The organism is Paraburkholderia kirstenboschensis (genome assembly GCF_032806925.1).
GTDB lineage: Bacteria > Pseudomonadota > Gammaproteobacteria > Burkholderiales > Burkholderiaceae > Paraburkholderia > Paraburkholderia kirstenboschensis.
Genome location: NZ_CP136513.1, coordinates 2,335,070 through 2,355,366 on the forward strand (window position 1 = coordinate 2,335,070; position 20,297 = coordinate 2,355,366).

Annotated in this window: 20 protein-coding genes; 14 read left to right on the plus strand and 6 right to left on the minus strand. The window is 62.6% G+C overall.

All coding sequences use genetic code 11. The features are described 5' to 3' along the window. Positions 1-313: 313 nt before the first annotated feature. Complete coding sequence (locus tag RW095_RS33075; RefSeq protein WP_128585933.1) at positions 314-1,090, minus strand: enoyl-CoA hydratase; 777 nt, start codon at positions 1,088-1,090, stop codon at positions 314-316. Between the two features lie 132 nt (positions 1,091-1,222). Between RW095_RS33075 and paaN the strand changes: the two genes are divergently transcribed. From paaN to paaK, 5 genes are all read left to right on the plus strand, one after another. Then, positions 1,223-2,923 (plus strand): phenylacetic acid degradation protein PaaN, encoded by a 1,701-nt coding sequence (gene paaN / locus RW095_RS33080; RefSeq protein ID WP_317020112.1) that lies wholly within the window; start codon positions 1,223-1,225, stop codon positions 2,921-2,923. A gap of 123 nt (positions 2,924-3,046) precedes the next feature. Then, positions 3,047-4,249: a 3-oxoadipyl-CoA thiolase gene (gene pcaF, locus RW095_RS33085; RefSeq protein WP_317020113.1), complete on the plus strand. Its 1,203-nt coding sequence runs from the start codon at positions 3,047-3,049 to the stop codon at positions 4,247-4,249. A 53-nt stretch (positions 4,250-4,302) separates the two neighbouring features. After that, positions 4,303-5,094: a 2-(1,2-epoxy-1,2-dihydrophenyl)acetyl-CoA isomerase PaaG gene (gene paaG, locus RW095_RS33090; RefSeq protein WP_317020114.1), complete on the plus strand. Its 792-nt coding sequence runs from the start codon at positions 4,303-4,305 to the stop codon at positions 5,092-5,094. 1 nt (position 5,095) lies between these two features. Continuing rightward, a complete protein-coding gene (paaI, locus tag RW095_RS33095; RefSeq protein WP_317020115.1) occupies positions 5,096-5,584 on the plus strand; it encodes a hydroxyphenylacetyl-CoA thioesterase PaaI in 489 nt (162 codons plus the stop codon). 208 nt (positions 5,585-5,792) lie between these two features. Beyond that, positions 5,793-7,097: a phenylacetate--CoA ligase PaaK gene (gene paaK / locus RW095_RS33100; RefSeq protein WP_317020116.1), complete on the plus strand. Its 1,305-nt coding sequence runs from the start codon at positions 5,793-5,795 to the stop codon at positions 7,095-7,097. A gap of 106 nt (positions 7,098-7,203) precedes the next feature. On the opposite strand, the gene mltA is transcribed toward paaK, so the two are convergent. Then, positions 7,204-8,436, minus strand: a complete 1,233-nt coding sequence (mltA, locus tag RW095_RS33105) for a murein transglycosylase A (RefSeq protein ID WP_317020117.1) — start codon at positions 8,434-8,436, stop codon at positions 7,204-7,206. Between mltA and RW095_RS33110 the strand changes: the two genes are divergently transcribed. Beyond that, positions 8,357-8,518 (plus strand): hypothetical protein, encoded by a 162-nt coding sequence (locus RW095_RS33110; protein ID WP_317022860.1) that lies wholly within the window; start codon positions 8,357-8,359, stop codon positions 8,516-8,518. The genes mltA and RW095_RS33110 overlap by 80 nt on opposite strands. Positions 8,519-8,585: 67 nt before the next feature. On the opposite strand, the gene apaG is transcribed toward RW095_RS33110, so the two are convergent. After that, entirely contained in the window at positions 8,586-8,960 is a 375-nt protein-coding gene (gene apaG / locus RW095_RS33115) for a Co2+/Mg2+ efflux protein ApaG (RefSeq protein WP_128585926.1), read from the minus strand. A gap of 288 nt (positions 8,961-9,248) precedes the next feature. Between apaG and rpe the strand changes: the two genes are divergently transcribed. The 8 genes from rpe (at position 9,249) to RW095_RS33155 (ending at position 16,610) form a co-directional block, all read left to right on the plus strand. After that, positions 9,249-9,932 (plus strand): ribulose-phosphate 3-epimerase, encoded by a 684-nt coding sequence (gene rpe, locus RW095_RS33120; protein WP_027779421.1) that lies wholly within the window; start codon positions 9,249-9,251, stop codon positions 9,930-9,932. 12 nt (positions 9,933-9,944) lie between these two features. Further along, a complete protein-coding gene (locus tag RW095_RS33125; protein ID WP_317020118.1) occupies positions 9,945-10,661 on the plus strand; it encodes a phosphoglycolate phosphatase in 717 nt (238 codons plus the stop codon). 365 nt (positions 10,662-11,026) lie between these two features. Then, the gene (gene trpE, locus RW095_RS33130; RefSeq protein WP_317020119.1) at positions 11,027-12,520 is read left to right on the plus strand and encodes an anthranilate synthase component I; all 1,494 of its coding nucleotides are present in this window, start codon (positions 11,027-11,029) and stop codon (positions 12,518-12,520) included. Positions 12,521-12,533: 13 nt separating this feature from the next. Continuing rightward, positions 12,534-13,127 (plus strand): aminodeoxychorismate/anthranilate synthase component II, encoded by a 594-nt coding sequence (locus tag RW095_RS33135; protein ID WP_317020120.1) that lies wholly within the window; start codon positions 12,534-12,536, stop codon positions 13,125-13,127. Positions 13,128-13,144: 17 nt separating this feature from the next. Further along, positions 13,145-14,176 (plus strand): anthranilate phosphoribosyltransferase, encoded by a 1,032-nt coding sequence (trpD, locus tag RW095_RS33140; protein WP_317022769.1) that lies wholly within the window; start codon positions 13,145-13,147, stop codon positions 14,174-14,176. A gap of 30 nt (positions 14,177-14,206) precedes the next feature. Next, positions 14,207-15,004 (plus strand): indole-3-glycerol phosphate synthase TrpC, encoded by a 798-nt coding sequence (trpC, locus tag RW095_RS33145; protein WP_317020121.1) that lies wholly within the window; start codon positions 14,207-14,209, stop codon positions 15,002-15,004. 42 nt (positions 15,005-15,046) lie between these two features. After that, a complete protein-coding gene (locus RW095_RS33150) occupies positions 15,047-15,673 on the plus strand; it encodes a CYTH domain-containing protein (protein WP_317020122.1) in 627 nt (208 codons plus the stop codon). A gap of 94 nt (positions 15,674-15,767) precedes the next feature. Further along, entirely contained in the window at positions 15,768-16,610 is an 843-nt protein-coding gene (locus RW095_RS33155; protein ID WP_317020123.1) for a uracil-DNA glycosylase, read from the plus strand. Between the two features lie 245 nt (positions 16,611-16,855). Here the strand turns inward: RW095_RS33155 and RW095_RS33160 are convergent, their stop codons facing one another. The 3 genes from RW095_RS33160 to RW095_RS33170 all read right to left on the minus strand — a co-directional run bounded on the left by RW095_RS33160 (position 16,856) and on the right by RW095_RS33170 (position 20,217). After that, a complete protein-coding gene (locus RW095_RS33160; protein ID WP_317020124.1) occupies positions 16,856-17,452 on the minus strand; it encodes an FMN-dependent NADH-azoreductase in 597 nt (198 codons plus the stop codon). A 154-nt stretch (positions 17,453-17,606) separates the two neighbouring features. Next, positions 17,607-19,397: a M61 family metallopeptidase gene (locus tag RW095_RS33165; protein ID WP_317022771.1), complete on the minus strand. Its 1,791-nt coding sequence runs from the start codon at positions 19,395-19,397 to the stop codon at positions 17,607-17,609. Between the two features lie 94 nt (positions 19,398-19,491). Beyond that, positions 19,492-20,217 (minus strand): DsbC family protein, encoded by a 726-nt coding sequence (locus RW095_RS33170; RefSeq protein ID WP_128585917.1) that lies wholly within the window; start codon positions 20,215-20,217, stop codon positions 19,492-19,494. Positions 20,218-20,297 lie beyond the last annotated feature (80 nt).

A 20,297-nucleotide genomic window follows, 5' to 3' on the forward strand; every position in this document is an offset into this window, starting at 1 on the left:
TCGCGCATCAAGCGCCCACACTTATCGGCTGTTAGTTTTTAAAGATCGGTACGCTTCACGCTGCGCTGCCCTTACCACCACCACCCGGCACCGCTTCGTTCTGCGTCGCTGCATCAGCAGCAGAGAAACGAGATTATGAAGAACTCCGGCTGCGCCGTCAACAGGTTTTTGTTACTGACTGAACCTGCTGCGACCGCTGGAAGCCTTGCCACTGCTGGCTCTCCCGCTTCCCGTGCCCCGGCGTCCGGAGCACGAAAGAGCGAGATTCTAGCGAGCCGACCCGGGCCTTGCAAGCGTTATTTTGACAAGCATATTAACGGTGCTTAAAAGCCGGTTTGCGCTTTTCCACGAACGCCGCCATTCCCTCCTTTTGATCTTCCGTGGCAAAGAGCGAATGGAAGAGGCGACGCTCGAAATGCACGCCTTCTGCAAGCGTCGTTTCGTATGCCCGATTGACCGACTCCTTCACCATCATGACTGCCGGCAGCGGAAACTCCGCGATCGTCGCGGCGGCGGCGATCGATTCGTCTATCAGAGACGCAGCGGGAATAACGCGCGACACCAATCCGGCGCGCTCTGCTTCAGCGGCGTCCATGAAACGCGCCGTCAGGCAGAGGTCCATTGCCTTGGCCTTGGAGACTGCGCGCGGCAGGCGCTGCGTGCCACCGGCACCCGGCATGATGCCGAGCTTGATTTCCGGCTGGCCGAACTTCGCCGTGTCTGCGGCGAAGATCATGTCGCACATCATCGCCAGTTCGCAGCCGCCGCCAAGTGCAAACCCCGCCACCGCTGCAATGATCGGCTTACGAATGGAGCGAACCGTCTCCCAGTTGCGCGTGATGTAGTCGCCTTTGTACACGTCCATATAGGTGTAGGTCGACATCATCCCAATGTCGGCGCCCGCCGCGAACGCCTTTTCGCTGCCCGTCAACACGATCGCGCCGATCGCGTCGTCCGCGTCGAATTCGCGCAGCGCCGCGCCAAGTTCGTCCATCAAAGCATCGTTCAAAGCGTTCAATGCCTTCGGACGATTCAACGTGACGAGGCCAACCCGCCCCCGTGTTTCGACCAGAATGTTCTCGTAAGCCATGCCGCCTCCTAGTGGTTAATCGGACGCGAAAACGCTTCGCGCCGCCATCCTAATAATGCTAACATTCACCAACCAACCGGTCGGTCAATTATTCGACAGGCTTTTCCCCAACGTACAGCCAAGCCCTCTGCCATGACACATCCGTTATTCACCAAGCACGAAGACACGCTGCAAAAGGCGCTCGCCGCGGTCGAGACGCGCGGTTACTGGAGCCCTTTCGTTGAAATGCCCAGTCCGAAAGTGTACGGGGAAACAGCCAACGCGGCCGGTGAAGCGGCGTTCAAAGCGCATCTGAACGCCACCTTCGAGTTAGACCAGCCGTCCACCGGAGAAACCGTTGGCACCGAAGTATCACCGTTCGGATTTCCGCTCGGCATTCGATACCCTAAATCGGATCCCGACGCACTGCTGGCGGCCGCTGCGGATGCGCAACGCGACTGGCGCGCCGCAGGCCCCCAAGCCTGGATCGGCGTATCGCTCGAAATTCTCGCGCGGTTGAATCGAGCCAGTTTCGAGATCGGCTATAGCGTGATGCACACAACCGGCCAGGCCTTCATGATGGCCTTTCAGGCCGGGGGCCCGCACGCGCAGGACCGGGCGCTCGAAGCCGTCGTGTACGCGTGGGACCAATTGCGCCGCATCCCCGCCGACGCCCACTGGGAAAAACCGCAAGGCAAGAACCCGCCGCTCGCCATGCACAAGCGCTACACGATCGTACCGCGAGGCACCGCCCTCGTCCTCGGCTGTTGCACCTTCCCGACGTGGAACGGCTATCCGGGCCTGTTCGCCGACCTCGCAACTGGCAACGCCGTGATCGTCAAACCACATCCCGGCGCGATTCTGCCGCTCGCCGTGACCGTGCGAATTGCGCGGGACGTTCTACGCGAAGCCGGTTTCGATCCAAACGTCGTCACGCTACTAGCCACTGAACCGAATGACGGCGCGATCGTCCAGAGCCTCGCCGTGCGCCCGGAGATCAAACTGATCGATTTCACCGGCAGCACGCAAAACGGCACGTGGCTCGAACGCAATGCGCATCAGGCGCAGGTCTACACCGAGAAAGCCGGCGTGAATCAGATCGTGATCGATTCGGTCGACGACATCAAAGCCGTCGCTCGCAACATCGCCTTCTCACTCGCGCTCTACTCAGGCCAGATGTGTACCGCGCCGCAGAACATCTACGTGCCGCGCGGCGGCATCCGGACTGCGGACGGCACGCTCACGTTCGACGAAGTCGCGCAGGCCATTGCCGGCGCCGTGCAGAAACTCGTTGCCGACCCGGCCCGTGCCGTGGAACTGCTGGGCGCCATTCAGAACGAAGGCGTCGCCCAGCGCATTGACGAAGCCGCCAGGCTCGGCCGCGTACTGGCCGAAAGCCAGGCGCTCGAGCACCCGGCTTTCGCCGGTGCCCGCGTGCGCACTCCGCTCGTGCTGCAGCTCGACGCCGCAACCGACGGTGAGCAGTTCACCAAGGAATGGTTCGGCCCGATATCGTTCGTTATCGCCACCGACTCGACCGCTCACTCTCTCGATCTCGCCGGCACCATCGCAGCCGAGCACGGCGCACTCACCCTGTCCGTTTACAGCACCGACGAAGCCGTGCTCGATCAGGCGCACGAGGCGTCGATCCGCGGCGGCGTCGCGCTATCAATCAATTTGACGGGCGGTGTGTTCGTCAACCAGTCAGCAGCCTTCTCTGACTTTCATGGGACCGGTGCAAATCCGGCTGCGAACGCGGCGCTCGCCGATGCGGCCTTCGTCGCCAATCGCTTCCGTGTAATTCAGAGCCGCCTTCATGTTGAACCGAAAGCCGAGCCGGCGGTAGCTGGCTGAACGTCATAAGACAGAAGCACGGCTCTCGTCCTATGCCGTTTGGCCGAATGGACCACGCCGTGCGCGCCAACTAACATGAGACATCGGATCGGCCCGCCCGCCGGTCCTCCCAGCAGGAACCATATGAACGACGCCTTTATCTGCGACGCGATTCGCACTCCCATCGGCCGCTATGGCGGCGCCCTGAAAGACGTCCGGGCCGACGACCTCGGCGCCGTGCCGATCAAGGCATTGATCGAGCGTAATCCCGGCGTGGACTGGCATACCGTGGACGACGTGATCTACGGCTGCGCCAATCAGGCCGGCGAAGACAATCGCAATGTCGCTCGCATGTCGGCGCTGCTCGCGGGGCTGCCTGCAGACGCGCCCGGCGCGACGATCAACCGGCTGTGCGGCTCTGGTATGGACGCCGTCGGAACAGCCGCGCGCGCCATCAAGGCAGGTGAAGCGCGACTGATGGTCGCCGGCGGTGTCGAAAGCATGACTCGCGCGCCGTTCGTCATGGGCAAGGCGGCGAGCGCTTTCGCGCGGCAAGCGGAAATCTACGATACGACGATTGGCTGGCGTTTCGTCAATCCGCTAATGAAACGCCAGTACGGCGTCGATTCAATGCCTGAGACCGCCGAGAACGTGGCTGCGCAGTTTGGGATCAGCCGGGCCGATCAGGACGCGTTCGCGTTGGCCAGCCAGCAAAAGGCGGCCCGCGCGCAACACGACGGTACGCTGGCGCAGGAGATCGTCGGCGTTGAAATCGCGCAGAAAAAGGGCGATGCGATTCGTGTGACGCTCGACGAACATCCGCGTGAAACTTCGCTCGAAAGCCTCGCCAGGCTCAAGGGCGTCGTCCGTCCGGACGGCAGTGTGACCGCAGGCAATGCGTCGGGAGTGAATGACGGCGCTTGCGCACTCCTCATCGCGAATCAACAAGCTGCCGACCAATATGGCCTGCGCCGCCGCGCACGTGTGGTGGGCATGGCAACGGCGGGCGTGGAACCGCGCATCATGGGCATTGGGCCGGCACCGGCCACGCAAAAGCTGCTCAAGCAACTCGGTATGACGCTCGATCAATTGGACGTGATCGAGCTGAACGAGGCGTTCGCGTCGCAAGGCCTCGCGGTTCTGCGCACGCTCGGTCTGCGCGACGACGACCCGCGCGTCAATCCCAACGGCGGAGCAATTGCGCTCGGCCATCCGCTCGGCGCATCGGGCGCACGCCTTGTCACGACCGCGCTGTACCAGCTGGAACGCAGCAACGGCCGATTTGCGCTTTGCACGATGTGCATCGGCGTCGGCCAAGGCATCGCGATCGTAATCGAACGGCTCTAACCTCTGACATAAGCGCTGCAGTACGGCAAAAAGAGACTTTGAGGAGACACCCAATGTCATATGAAGCGATCGGCCTCGACATCGACGCATCGAGCCGCGTAGCAACCATCACGTTGAACCGCCCGGACAAGCTGAACAGCTTCACGCGCGCGATGCATCAGGAGTTGAACGCGGCGCTCAGCGAGGCTGAAACGTCCGGTGCCCGCGCTCTTGTTCTGACCGGCTCGGGGCGCGGATTCTGCGCAGGACAAGACCTCGCCGACCTGGACTTTGCGCCCGGCGCGATGACCGATCTGGGCGAATTGATCGACTTGCATTTCAACCCGTTGATCCGCCGTCTGCAAGCATTGCCGTTGCCCGTAATAGCGGCAGTCAACGGGACGGCCGCGGGCGCCGGCGCAAACCTCGCGCTCGCTTGTGACATCGTGCTCGCGGCCCGTTCGGCCAGCTTTATCCAGGCTTTCGTGAAGATCGGCCTCGTGCCGGATTCGGGCGGCACGTGGTTCTTGCCGCAGCGGGTCGGCATGGCACGCGCATTAGGACTCGCCATTACCGGCGACAAACTCAGCGCGGAAAAAGCCGAAAGCTGGGGACTCATCTGGCAAGTGGTCGACGATCAGGAACTCGCGGGAACCGCCGCCAAACTGGCGGCGCAACTCGCGAAGCAACCCACGCGCGCCATCGCCGCAATCAAGCAGGCCATGCGCGCGGGCGCAACCCAAACGCTCGATCGGCAACTCGATCTCGAACGCGATCTGCAACGTGAACTAGGATCCTCGCACGACTACGCAGAGGGCGTACAAGCCTTCGTCGAAAAACGCGCACCGCGTTTCGAGGGCCGCTGATATGTCGACGCAACCTTTGTATCCCGCCGAAATGACGCCCGACGAACTCGCCCGTGCAACCGCCGCCGCGATGTACGAAAACGATGCGTGCAGCCGCGCGCTCGGTCTCGAAATCATGGAAGTGCGCGCCGGCTACTCGCGTTTGCGCATGGCCGTACGCGACGACTTCCTGAATGGTCATCAAATCTGCCATGGCGGCCTGATATTTACCCTCGCTGATTCGACCTTTGCGTTTGCCTGCAACTCGTACAACCTGAACACCGTCGCGTCCGGCTGCTCAATCGAGTTTCTGCGCCCCGTGCATGGTGGCGACGTGCTCACCGCAGAGGCGGTCGAGCAGACATTGAACGGGCGCACGGGAATTTACGATATTCGCGTAACCAATCGCGCGGGCGATACAGTCGCGATGTTTCGCGGCAAATCGGCGCAAATCAAAGGTAGTGTGATCCCGCCGATAGCGTCCGGCACGGCGGCGACGTCACGGGAGTAAGGCGCTGGAGCGTCGACACGACAGACAAAGAGACGCACGCCTGGCGCTCCCCGCGAGACTGGCGAGTCCGCGGCACCTTTGAGCGGCGACACCGGTAACCGAGCCGCCGCAGAGGGGCAGCCGGCGAACGCCGCGCCGCCGCACCGAGCTTCGCGCGTGAGCACAACGCATATCAGACCCAAGCATTGAAGCAGCAAGGAGACATTCGATGACCACCGCCCTTCCGCTCGATCCGATCGAGACCGCCAGCCGCGACGAGCTATGCGCGCTTCAACTTGAACGGCTCAAATGGTCGCTGAACCACGCGTACGAAAACTCGCCGGTCTATCGTCACAAGTTCGACGAAGCCGGCATTCACCCGAGCGAACTGACCACGCTTGCGGACCTCGCCCGCTTCCCGTTCACGACGAAAAAAGATTTGCGTGACAGCTATCCGTTCGGAATGTTCGCCGTGCCGCAAGACCGAATCTCGCGCATTCATGCTTCGTCGGGCACGACCGGCAAGCCCACCGTGGTGGGCTACACCGCTCGCGACATCGACACATGGGCAAATCTGGTCGCGCGTTCAATTCGCGCCGCCGGCGCCAAACCCGGCGACAAGGTTCATGTGAGCTACGGTTACGGTCTGTTCACGGGCGGCCTCGGCGCCCACTACGGCGCGGAGCGCGCGGGCCTTACCGTCATCCCGTTCGGCGGCGGGCAGACGGAAAAACAGGTGCAACTGATCCAGGACTTCCGGCCCGACATCATCATGGTGACGCCGAGCTACATGCTCTCGATCGCCGACGAACTCGAACGCCAGGGCGTCGACCCGGCCAATTGTTCGCTGCGCATCGGCATCTTCGGCGCGGAGCCATGGACGAACGACATGCGTCACGCAATCGAAAAACGCATGGGCATCGACGCTGTCGACATCTACGGCTTGTCGGAAGTGATGGGCCCCGGCGTGGCGTCGGAATGCGTCGAGACGAAAGACGGCCCGACCATCTGGGAAGATCATTTCTACCCGGAAATCATCGATCCCGAAACCGGCGAGGTGCTTCCGGACGGCGAACTGGGCGAACTGGTGTTCACGTCGCTGACGAAGGAAGCGTTGCCGATCATCCGTTACCGGACGCGCGACCTCACGCGTCTCTTGCCGGGCAGCGCGCGCACCATGCGTCGCATGGAAAAGATCACCGGCCGCTCAGACGACATGATGATCGTGCGCGGGGTCAACGTGTTTCCCACGCAGATCGAGGAACTGCTGCTGAAGCAACACGCCCTCGCGCCTCACTATCAGATCGTACTAACCCGGGAAGGCCCGCTCGACGTTTTGACACTGAACGTGGAGCCTTGCCCGGAAACGGCGCCGGATACGTCCGTGCTGAACACGGCTAAGCAGGCGCTGGCCTATGACATCAAAGCGCTGATCGGCGTCAGCGCCGTGGTGAATGTGCTTGCGGTGAACGGGATTGAACGGTCGGTGGGCAAGGCGCGCCGAGTAGTCGACAAGCGCAAGTCGGGGCTTTGAGCCGAGGCCGGGGGACACTGCGAAGCTACGCGGCGGTAAAAGCGGCGGTCAGCCGGGCCGCCGCACGACCGCCACCTCCGCCACGCCCCGCGCCCCGTCGCCCAGGTCAAGAATTCGGCAGCAACAACCACATCCGGCCGCCCTGCTTCATCTTGCCAGCGAGATCGCCGGCGTCGTCGCCGAGACCCCAGAAGTAGTCTGCGCGCACTCCGCCCTTGATCGCGGAGCCGGTGTCCTGCGCAAACACGAGACGGTTCATCGGCGAGTTCGTCAGCGGGCGCGTGGTCTGCAAAAACACCGGTGTACCGAGAGGAATCGAAGTCGGATCGACGGCAATCGAGCGCTCCGGCGTCAGCGGCACACCCAACGCGCCGATAGGACCATCGGCGCCGCCTTTCGGCACGTTCTCTCCTGACGGCATCTCGCGGAAAAACACGAAGCGCGGGTTCGTATCGAGCAGCGCATCCACGCGATTCGGGTTCGCGCGCGCCCATGCCTTGATGCCTTGCATGGTGGCCTGCGCGGGTGTGAGTTCGCCGCGATCCAGCAGCCACCGTCCGATGGATTTATACGGCTGGTTGTTGGTGCCGCCAAAGCCGAGGCGCATCACACTGCCGTCTTCCATCACGATGCGCCCGGAGCCCTGCACTTGCAGGAAGAACGCTTCGATCGGGTCGTCCACCCACACGAGTTCGTTGCCGTTGAGCACGCCCATGCGTTCGAGTTGCGCCCGCGGCGGCATCGCCGCGCCAGGGCGATAGCTGGAAGGCCAGCGATACAGCGCCGTTTGATACACGCCGTGGCGCGTGCGCGAGCCGCGCAGCAACGGCTCGTAGTAACCGGTAACGAGTCCGTCGAGTGTGCCGTCGTTATTCGCTAGCTGAAAAGGCGTGAAATACGCTTCAAAGAATGCGCGGGCGCTCGTGGCGTCGAGATCGTCGAGTTGCGCCGCCGCCGCGCATGCCCGCGCCCAGTTCGTTTGACGCGCAAGCCTCACGCAGTTCTGCCGCAAAGCGGCTGTTGCGCCGATCAGCGAATCGTCCTGCCAGCCGGGGACCTGCTGCCAGGCCACCGCCGTGAGCCGGGTCGCGGCGATCTGGCCAGGGATGATCGCCGCGCCCGTGGGCGGCGAAACCACAGGCCGAACCGCGCCGCCGCCACCGCAAGCGGCCAGTATCGCCGCAACTGAAAGCGCGCTGAGCCAGGCTCCGGTCCCGCGGACAAAACGCCTACAATGTTCGTTCTTGATGGAAACCGCCATGTCTGATCTGTTCGACGAATACCCAATGCTCATCTTCGCGCTGGAATCGCTTCTCGCGCTGTTCCTGCTCGTGTTCATCGTCGTGTGGACGTCGTCTGGTAAAAAGAAAGCGGCGCGCGCCGGCAGCAAGGAAACACCGAAGCCGCCACAACCGCACTGAAGCGGCGCCGATTCACGCATTCCACGGCGCGCATAGAACCGTTAAAACCGCGGACCGCGCTCACGGTTCAATGCAATGTGCGCGGCATGCGCAGAATGAACTCCGGCACGGGCGCGTCAAAACGCTCACCGTCCTCGGCCACGCAGAAATATTCCCCGCGCATCGTGCCGACCGGCGTGGCAATGACCGCCCAACTCGTATATTCGAACTGCTCGCCGGGTTTGAGCAACGGCTGGTGCCCAACCACGCCCAGACCCTTCACTTCCTGCACGGTCTTGTCGCTATCCGTGATCACCCAATGCCGCGCGATCAATTGCGCGGGCACCTGACCGGTGTTGCGGATGGTCAGCGTATAGGCGAACGCATACTGGCGACGCTCCGGGTCCGACTCTTCGGGCAGGAATTGCACCTGCGACGCCACGCTGAATTCGTACTGGCTCATCCTGATTCCAATCTGGTGACACGGGGCGACAAAATCGCTGGAAAGCCCGAGAGCCAATGGCTTAAGCGGCCATTGGCGACGCAGCGCCATGGTTTGGCATTCTGCGTCATGCGCGACACGCCCGCAACCGGACATATCCTTTGGCCAAGGACGCTTAAGGCCTTTTGTCATCCTCGCGGCTCAAACCCGAGGCTGCGCTGCGCATCGTTCAGGCACCCGCCGCCGCTTCGCGCGTGCGCAGCACAAAACGGTAAAATGACGATTTCCCGCTTGCATCCGCCCGCCGCCATGACGCAATTCCGAATCGCCCCCAGCATTCTGTCCGCCGACTTCGCCCGCCTCGGCGAAGAAGTGCGCAACGTCGTCGCCGCCGGCGCCGACTGGATTCATTTCGACGTGATGGACAACCACTACGTGCCGAACCTGACCATCGGACCGCTCGTGTGCGAGGCCATCCGTCCGCATGTGGACGTGCCCATCGACGTGCATCTGATGGTACGCCCCGTCGACCGCATCGTGCCGGACTTCGCGAAGGCGGGCGCGAATCTGATCAGCTTCCACCCGGAAGGCTCGGACCACATCGACCGCACGCTGTCGCTGATTCGCGATCACGGCTGCAAGGCAGGCCTCGTGTTCAACCCCGCCACTTCGCTGAATTATCTCGATCACGTGATGGACAAGCTCGACCTCGTGCTGATCATGTCGGTGAACCCGGGATTCGGCGGCCAGTCGTTCATTCCCGAAGCGCTGAACAAGCTGCGCGAAGCGCGCAAGCGTATCAACGCCTACAAGGAGCGCACCGGCCGCGAGATTCATCTCGAAGTAGATGGCGGCGTGAAAGTGGACAACATCGCCGAAATTGCGGCCGCAGGCGCGGATACCTTCGTGGCTGGTTCGGCGATCTTCGGCCAGCCGGATCACAAGGTCGTAATCGACAAGATGCGCGCCGCGCTCGCCAACATTCAGCACTGACACCCGCGCCACATGACTGCTCCGTTCCCCGCCCCGACTTTCAACGGCCCGCGCCTGCAAGCCGCGATCATCGACCTGGACGGCACGATGATCGACACCGCCGACGACTTCACCGCCGGCCTGAACGGCATGCTCGCGCAACTCGACGCAGTCGAAACCTCGCGTGAAGAAGTGGTGGGCTACGTCGGCAAAGGCTCCGAGCATCTGATCCGCAGCGTGCTGGCGCCGCGCTTCGAAGCGGAGCACGCGCAAGACCGTTTCGACGAAGCGCTCGCCATTTATCAGGCCGAGTACGCGAAGATCAACGGCCTGCACACACGCGTTTATCCAGATGTGGAAGCCGGCCTCGTCGCGATGCGCGACGCGGGTCTGAAGCTCGCGTGCGTGACCAACAAGCCGCATCGCTTCGCGCTCGAACTGCTGCAGCAATATGGGCTCGCACAGTATTTCAGCGTTGTACTCGGCGGCGACAGTCTGCCCAAGAAGAAGCCGGACCCACTGCCCATGCTCACGGCCGCGGCGCAACTTGGGGTGGAGCCGCGCGCCACGGTTGCCATCGGCGATTCGGAAAACGACGCGCTGGCGGGCCGCGCGGCAGGCATGGCGACGCTCACCGTGCCCTATGGCTACAACCATGGGCAAGCTATACAAACAATAAAATCCGATGGTATAGTTGCCTCGCTGCTGGACGCCGCCAAGGCGATCGCAGCGCACCAATCCACGACTTGAAAAGTCCTTCATCCTCATGTTTCTGAATAAAAAACGGAGTCTGATTAGCATCGACCGGGGAGCCTGGCCCTGGCGTCGCTGGTCGCGCTAACCTCGCCTGAGGTACGCTGAAGCTCGTCTTCGGCAACCGTTTTTTACTTCACTGCGCTCACGCGTTTTTCCATCGTTTAGTTTCCCTGCATCGGCTGGTTCCGCCTGCGTGTACCCATAAGGTACGTCTGTGGCTGGAACGCCGTGCTCGCGGCGATGGGAAAATCGCGCCGGTCGGTTCATCATCGAAAAAACGCACGAACGCCTGACCGGCCGCGCAATGCCCCGCTTTGTCCGACGCACGCTGCCGCCGGACCTACGTACAGGATCGGAACATGACCGAACTCGAATTTCAGTCCCTCGCCAACGAGGGCTTCAACCGTATTCCGCTGATCGCCGAAGCGCTCGCCGACCTCGAAACGCCGCTCTCGCTTTATCTGAAGCTCGCGCAGCCCGAGCGCAACGGCGCGAACTCGTTCCTGCTGGAGTCGGTAGTGGGTGGCGAGCGCTTTGGCCGCTATTCGTTTATCGGTCTGCCGGCGCGCACGCTGCTGCGCACCCGTAACGGCGTGTCGGAAGTGGTGCGCGACGGCAAGGTTGTCGAAACGCACGAGGGCGATCCGCTAGAGTTCATCCAGCAATTCCAGGGCCGTTTCAGGGTCGCGCAGCGGCCCGGCTTGCCCCGTTTCGCCGGCGGCCTCGCCGGTTATTTCGGCTACGACGCGGTGCGCTACATCGAGAAAAAGCTCGCGCATACCGCGCCGAAAGACGATTTGAATCTGCCGGACATCCAGTTGCTGCTGACCGAAGAAGTCGCGGTGATCGATAACCTCGCGGGCAAGCTGTACCTCGTGATCTACGCCGACCCGACGCAGCCCGAGGCGTACACGAAGGCGAAGCAGCGTCTGCGCGAACTGCGTCAGCGTTTGCGCGCAACGGTCGAGCCGCCGGTCACCTCGGCGAGTGTGCGCACCGAGACGTACCGCGAGTTTGCGAAAGACGACTACCTGGCCGCCGTGCGCAAGGCGAAGGAATACATCGCCGCCGGCGAACTGATGCAGGTGCAGGTCGGCCAACGTCTGACCAAGCCGTATCGCGACAACCCGCTGTCGCTGTATCGCGCGCTGCGTTCGCTAAATCCGTCGCCGTACATGTACTACTACAATTTCGGCGACTTCCATGTGGTGGGTGCGTCGCCGGAAATTCTCGTGCGCCAGGAAAAGCGCGGCGAAGATCGTATCGTCACGATTCGTCCGCTCGCCGGCACGCGTCCGCGCGGCAACACGCCCGAACGCGACGCCGAGCTCGCCACCGAACTGCTGAACGATCCGAAGGAAATCGCCGAGCACGTCATGCTGATCGACCTCGCGCGCAACGACGTAGGCCGCATCGCGCAGATCGGCTCGGTGGTCGTAACCGACAAGATGGTGATCGAAAAGTACTCGCACGTGCAGCACATCGTGAGTTCGGTTGAAGGCAAGCTGAAGCCCGGCACGACCAATTTCGACGTGCTCCGCGCCACCTTCCCGGCCGGCACGCTGTCGGGTGCGCCGAAAGTCCGCGCAATGGAATTGATCGACGAGCTCGAACCCGTGAAGCGCGGCCTCTACGGCGGCGCAGTCGGCTATCTGTCGTTCACCGGCGAAATGGATCTGGCGATCACGATTCGCACCGGCGTGATCGCGAACGGCAATCTGTATGTGCAGGCGGCAGCGGGTGTCGTCGCGGATTCGGTGCCGGAATCCGAATGGCAAGAGACCGAGAACAAGGCGCGCGCCGTGTTGCGCGCGGCCGAGCAGGTTCAAGACGGCCTCGATAGCGACTTCTGACCGGAGACACACCATGCTGCTCATGATCGACAACTACGATTCGTTCACTTACAACCTGGTGCAGTACTTCGGCGAACTCGGCGAAGACGTGCGCACCTATCGGAACGACGAAATCACGCTCGACGAAATCGCGAAGCTCAACCCCGAGCGCATTTGCCTGTCGCCCGGCCCGAGCAATCCGCAACACGCCGGCATTACGCTCGACGTGCTGCGCGAGTTCTCCGGCAAGACGCCGATTCTCGGTGTGTGCCTCGGCCATCAGGCGATCGGCGAAGCGTTCGGCGGCCGCGTCGTGCGCGCGCAAACCATCATGCACGGCAAGGTCAGCACGATCGAGACCGATTGCAAAGGCGTGTTCGCGGATCTGCCGAAGCATTTCGTCGTGACGCGCTACCACTCGCTTGCGATAGAACGTGAATCGCTGCCCGACTGTCTCGAGGTGTCGGCATGGACCGAAGACGGCGAAATCATGGGCGTGCGTCATAAGGAACTGGCCGTCGAAGGCGTGCAGTTCCATCCGGAATCGATTCTTTCCGAACACGGCCACGCGCTCCTCGAAAACTTCGTGAAGCAGTCGAAAGCGAAGCCGGCAAAACGCACCGCCTGATGAAGCGAGACGACATCATGACAATCACGCCGCAAGAAGCGCTGCAACGGACCATCGAGCACCGCGAGATTTTCCACGACGAAATGCTGCATCTGATGCGGCTCATCATGCGCGGCGAACTTTCGCCGGTCATGGCGGCCGCGATCATTACAGGCTTGCGCGTCAAAAAAGAGACCATCGGCGAAATCACCGCCGCCGCCACGGTGATGCGTGAATTTGCCCGGCACGTGGAGGTGCAGGACAACTCGAACTTCGTCGATATCGTCGGCACCGGCGGCGACGGTTCGCATACCTTTAACATCTCCACGGCGACAATGTTCGTGTCTGCCGCAGCCGGCGCGAAAGTCGCGAAGCACGGCAATCGCGGCGTATCGAGCAAGTCGGGCAGCGCGGACGTGCTCGAAGCGCTCGGCGTGAATATCGACCTGCAGCCGGAACAAGTCGCGGCCTCGATTGCCGAAACCAGCATGGGTTTCATGTTCGCGCCGAACCATCATCCGGCGATGAAAAACATAGCGCCGGTGCGCCGTGAACTCGGCGTGCGGACCATCTTCAACATTCTGGGTCCGCTCACGAATCCGGCCGGCGCGCCGAATCAGCTGATGGGCGTGTTCCATGCGGACCTGGTCGGCATTCAGGTCCGCGTGATGCAGCGTCTGGGCGCAAAGCATGTGCTCGTGGTGTACGGTATGGACGGCATGGACGAAGTGTCGCTCGGGGCGGCCACGCAAGTCGGCGAGTTGCGTGACGGCGAAGTGCGCGAGTACGAGATTCATCCCGAAGACTTCGGCATGCAGATGGTGTCGAATCGAACGCTGAAAGTGGCGGACGCCACGGAATCGAAAGCAATGCTGCTCGAAGCGCTCGACAACAAACCGGGCGTCGCGCGCGAGATCGTCACGTTGAACGCGGGCACGGCGCTGTATTCGGCGAACGTGGCGTCGTCGATTGCTAACGGCATCGAGCTTGCACGCGAAGCCATCGCCAGCGGCAAGGCTCGCGCAAAAGTCGACGAACTGATCCGCTTCACGCAGCAATTCAAGCACTAATCAGGTAGCAACCAACGTAGCGAGATTCTTATGAGCGACATCCTCGACCGTATCATCGCGGTCAAACGCGAAGAAGTCCGCGCCGCCGAACAAAGCGCGCCGCTCGAAGAGCTGCGCCTCGAAGCGTCCTCGCGCGATATTCGCGATTTCGTCGGCGCTTTGCGTGCAAAGCATGAGGCCGGACTTGCGGCGGTGATTGCAGAGGTGAAGAAAGCGAGTCCGTCCAAAGGCGTTCTGCGCGAGAATTTCGTCCCCGCGCAAATCGCGCGTTCGTATGAAACGCACGGCGCGGCCTGTCTGTCCGTATTGACCGACGTGCAGTTCTTTCAGGGTAGCGTCGCGTATCTGGAACAGGCGCGCGCCGCGTGCCAGTTGCCGGTGCTGCGCAAAGACTTCATCGTCGATCCGTATCAGATCGTCGAAGCACGCGCGATGGGCGCCGACGCGATTCTGTTGATCGCCGCCGCGCTTGAAACGTCGCAGATGCAGGACCTCGAAGCGCTCGCGCATTCGCTCGGCCTCGCGGTGCTCCTCGAAGTGCATGACAGCGACGAGCTGATGCAGGCGCTCACGCTGAAAACGCCGCTGATCGGCGTCAACAATCGCAATCTGCGCACTTTCGAGACCTCGATCGAAACCACCATCGGCATGCTCGAAGCGATTCCCGACGACCGGATCGTGGTAACGGAATCGGGCATTCTGTCGCGCGCCGATGTCGAAAGGCTGCGCGCGATGGACGTGAACACGTTCCTCGTCGGCGAGGCATTCATGCGCGCGGACGAACCGGGCGTGGAGCTTGCTCGCATGTTCTTTACAGGCGCGGCGTGAAGGCGCCGCAGCGCATCTAGCGCACACACAGCGGAGCACAACATGGCCATGGAACGCGAGATCAAGTTGCTGCTGCCGGCCGCGCAAGTGAAAGCGGCCGGGCAGTGGTTCGTCGCGCGCACCGGCAACGAGGGCCGCGCGATCAAGCTGTCGAATATCTACTTCGACACACCGCAACTCACATTGGCAGCTTCAAAAAGTGCGCTCCGCCTGCGCCATACACCCGACGGCTGGCTGCAAACGTTCAAGACGGTAGGCAGTGCGGCAAACGGTTTGCACAGCCGTCACGAATGGGAAATGCCCGTCGCGGGCGAGGCGCTCGAAATTGACGCGTTGCTGCGCGAATGCGACGAGCCGACCGCCGCGCAAGCATTACGCGAAGCAGCGCCGCAACTAATCGAACTGTTTCGCACGGACTTCACGCGCACGCTGTGGCAAGTGAGCGTCGACGGCTCGGAAGTCGAAGCCGCAATCGACCAGGGCAACGTGCTGGCGGAAGTGAACGGCGAGTTGCGCCGCGCGCCTGTTTCGGAAATCGAACTCGAACTGAAGTCCGGCGACGAAGCCGCGCTGCACGCGCTCTCGAACGAACTCGGCAAGCAGATCGCCGGCCTCGCGCCCGAGAACATCAGCAAGGCACAGCGCGGGTATCAATTGCGGGCGGGCTGAGCGTGGGTCGCGTCATCGCCGCGCGTTCTCACGGCATACGGTGCGCGCCGCCGCGGCTTGAGTCATACCGCGTTTGCTGCGACACTTCTGCGCCATGACTACTGCATCCCGCCCTCGCTCAGCGCCATCGCAGGCATCGTTATTCGGCGACGCCGTGGCCCCGGCCGGTTCTATCTCTGCCGAGACGCAGCCGCAATCCCAGCAAGCACCCGGCACGCCGCTCACGCTCGAAGCGCAGTTCGCCGCGCTGCCGGCCGAATGGCGAGCGCATCTGAATCCCTTCGTTGAAAGCGACGCGTACGCGCCGCTCTGCCGTTTTGTCGACGGTGAGCGTGCGGCCGGCAAAACCGTTTATCCCGCCGACGTGTTCCGCGCGCTGCGGCTTACGAGCCCCGATGAAGTGAAGGTCGTGATTCTCGGCCAGGACCCGTATCACGGCGAAGACCGCGGCACGCCGCAAGCTCACGGGCTCGCATTTTCGGTCGCCCCGAATGTGCGCACGCCGCCGTCGCTGCGCAACATCTTCAAGGAAATCGCGGCAAGTCTCGGCCACGAGCCGCCCCGTCATGGCTGCCTCGACACGTGGGCGAAGCAAGGCGTGCTGCTGCTGAACACGGTGCTGACCGTGGAGCGCGACTCAGCCGCCAGCCACGCGAAGCGCGGCTGGGAAAAATGCACAGACGCGCTGATTCACGAACTCGCGATGCGTCACGACGGTCTGGTGTTCATGCTGTGGGGCGCACATGCGCAGGCGAAGCGCGCGCTACTGGGCGGCAAGTCACATTACGTGCTGGAGGCGCCTCATCCTTCGCCGTTGTCGGCGCATCGCGGCTTTCTCGGCTGCGGACATTTCGCGAAGGCTAACGAGTATCTCGTCGAGCATGGCCGCAAACCGATCGACTGGCGCCTGCCCGACGAAGCGCAAATGCTGGCTTAACGGCATGTCTGTCTGCAAACCGGAGCAGAAACAGCGGGCAACAGCGGCAAAAAACAAAAACGCCACGGAATCTAACTCCGTGGCGTTTCAGTTTTCAACGCTTGCGATGCTTGTCCGCTCGACGGTTACCGCAGCCAGCCTTTGGCGCGGCAATCGGAGCGAATACGCGCCACGGGAAGCGGCGCGATCAGCTTAACGTGCGAACCTGAGCTGCGAGCCCAAGCAGCAAACGTCAACCGCGGATCTCAAGCAGCCGCGATCGCTTCGCGCGCCGCAGCCAGCGCCGCGCCCGCTGCGTCCGGGCCCATATTCAAACCTTCGGCGTAGATAAAGTTGACATCCGTCATGCCGAGGAAACCAAGGAAGCTCTTCAGATACGGCGTCTGGCTGTCGTTCGGCGTGCCCGCATACTTGCCGCCGCGAGCGGATACGACGTAGACCTTCTTGCCCGTCACGAGGCCTTCGGGACCGTTAGCGGTGTAGCTGAACGTGATGCCGGCGCGGGCGATGAAGTCAAAGTAAGTCTTCAGTTGCGACGAGATGCCGAAGTTGTACATCGGCGCGCCGATCACGACGATGTCAGCGGCTTGCAGTTCCGCGATCAGCGCTTCGCTGCGCGCGGCGATCGCGGCTTGCTCGGCGGTACGCTGGTCAGCCGGCGTGAAGAACGCGCCCAGGATGGCGTCGTCCAGGTGCGGCAGCGGTTCGGCTTGCAGGTTACGGACGACGACTTGCGCGCCCGGATTCGACTGTTGCAGCTTTTCGGTCAGCTCGTTGAGGAGCAGCGTCGAGTTCGCGCCTTGCGAGCGGGCTGCCGAGTTGATTTGCAGGATCGTGGTCATGGTTGACTCCAGTGGGGGGCGCGCTGTGTTGCGCGAGTGGAGCCATTGTGTTTTTTTACCGATCCGGGAAAAAGCCATCCGGCAGCGACGGATTGTTGCAATGGTAGAACAATCAGCCGCCCGGCGACGTCAATGACGTCGGTGCAGATTACGATCAGCTTGTCAGCCAGCGCTCGCGCGCCTTGCGTGGGGCGGATCGCTGGTCGCTGACGGTGAGCTTGTAGCGCGACACTTCGGGCCCCTCCAGCTTGAGCTGCGCAGTGCGCAGCTCGTCGCGGCGGAATGCGTGAACTTCCACTTTGGCTCCCGCCTGATAACGCCCTAGTAATGTGTCGAGATTCGAGCCCGTCACGCGCAGGCCGTCGAGCGCGATCAGCACGTCGCCGGCCGAAAGCCCCGCTTTCTGCGCGGCGCTACCTTCATGCACAGCCGCCAGCGTGCACTCGGCGCCGCCGCGCACCCGCGCGCCGAGCGACGGTTTGCCGCTCTTGTCGGCTTCCGTCGCGAGCGTGACGCCGAACGGTTCCAGCAGTGTTTCGAGCGGCAAGTCTCGCGTGCCATGCACCGCTTGCGCAAACAGCTCGCCCAGATGCACGCCGGTCGCTTCGGCAAACAGCGCTTCGACCTCGCTTTCGTCGACGCCCACCGGCTTGCCGCGGTAAAAATCGCGGCCGAAGCGCTGCCACAGCAGACGCATCACGTCGTCGAGCGACTTCCTATTGTTCGTCTGCGCGCGGATCGCCAGATCGAACGCGAGCGCAACGAGCGAGCCCTTCGTGTAATAGCTGACGATTGCATTCGGCGCGTTCTCGTCCTGCCGGTAGTATTTGATCCACGCGTCGAACGAGCTTTCCGCGACGCTCTGCTTCAGACGCCCGCTGCCGCGCTGCACGCCGCCGATCACCTTGCCGAGCATGCCCAGATAATCGTCGACTGAAATCAGGCCGCTGCGCACGAGAATCAGGTCGTCGTAGTAAGAGGTGAAGCCTTCGAACAGCCATAGCAGCGACGTGTAGGTCTCGACGGAAAGGTCATACGGCGCAAAGACGGCGGGCTTGATCCGCTTCACGTTCCACGTGTGAAAGTATTCGTGGCTGCACAGGCCGAGGTACGTCCGATAGCCTTCCGTGAGCGCGTCGCGGCCTTGTACGGGCAGATCGCCGCGATTGCAGATCAGCGCCGTCGACGCGCGGTGTTCGAGCCCGCCATAACCGTCGGTGACGGCTTGCGTCATGAACACGTAGCGATCCACAGGCGCTTTCTTCGACTTCGGCTCGAAGAGCGCGATTTGCGCTTCGCAAATGCGCTTCAGGTCGGCGCTCAGCCGCGCCATGTCCAGCCCGATCACGCGCCCCGCGATCACGACGTCGTGCGGCACACCGTGCGCGTTGAACGTCGCCAATTCGAATTTGCCGAGCGTGACCGGATGATCGATCAGTTCATCGTAGTTCTGCGCGCGATATTCCCCGAAGCCGTAACGCTTCGTGCCGCGCGCTTCCGGCAGCGCCGTCGCGACGCGCCAGTTGCGATACGCCGCGCCCTCCGGTTTCTGGATATCGACCACGCACTGCGCTTCCTCGTGACCGAGCGGTGACAGAAACACGCTGGTGCCGTTGAAAAAACCCGTGGTGTCGTCCAGATGCGCCGCGCGCACCGACAGATCCCAGGCATAGACCTCGTAGCGCAGCGTCAGCGCGCCTTTCACCGGCGCGGCCTGCCACGTGTGCTTGTCGGTTTTCTCGACACGCACCTTACGGCCCGCATCGTTGAAGGCGCGCAGCGTGACGATGTTGCGCCCGAACTCACGCACCATGTAGCTGCCCGGAATCCATACCGGCAGCATGAAACGCTGGCCGGCCGGATCGGGATCGGCGACGGTTACGGTGACTTCGAACAGGTGGGCGGCGGGTTGCTTGGGAACGATGGTGTAGCGGATCGGCTTCATCGGCGGCGATTGGATGGTTTTGGCGGAATGTTGAGGGCTTGATGCGAAAGGAGGCGCCATGTGCGCCTCCTTCTGTTGGTATGTGCCGCGTGTGTCAGTGCACCGCTGCCATTTCCTTGTCGAGCCGGTCGGCCGGCACCGCGCCCGGCAGGCGGCGGCCGTCGGCGAGGAATACGGTAGGCGTGCCTTCCACGTTCATCGCATGCCCGAGCGCGAGATTTTTGTCGATCGCGGCAGTGTCGCAAGTCCCGGCGGCCGTGGGCGCCTGATGGTCTTGCATCCACGACTCCCACGCCTTCGCGCGATCGGTCGAGCACCAGATCGACTTCGACTTGGCGGTCGAATCCGGCGACAGAACCGGGTACAGGAACGTGTAAACCGTCACGTTGTCGATCGACTTCAGCGTGGTTTCGAGCTGCTTGCAGTACGGGCAGTTCGGGTCGGAGAACACCGCGATCTTGCGCGAGCCGTTGCCCTTCACCACCTTCACCGCGTTGGCGAACGGCAGACTCGCGAAGTCGATGCGGTTGGTTTCCGACAGGCGCGCTTCGGTCAGATTCTTGCGCGTCTTCGTGTCGACCATGTCGCCGAGCAGCACGTAGTCGCCGCTGGCGTCGCTGTAGACAATCTGGCTGCCTAGGTTCACTTCATACAGGCCGGCAATCGGCGACTTCGTCACGCTCTTGATCGTCACGTCCGCGAGTCGCGTTTGCAGCGTGGCCTTGAGTTTGTCGGTGGCCTGGTCGGCTTGCGCGGAGCAGCCGATGGTGACGGCGGCAATCGCGAGCATGGCGGCCGCCATGCGGAAGGTTTTTTTCATGCTGAATTCCTGGTTCAATCGCGCGTTGCGCGCGTTGGGCGTTCATGCCGTTGCCCTTCCTTTGCCTGGGGAGGCAGCGG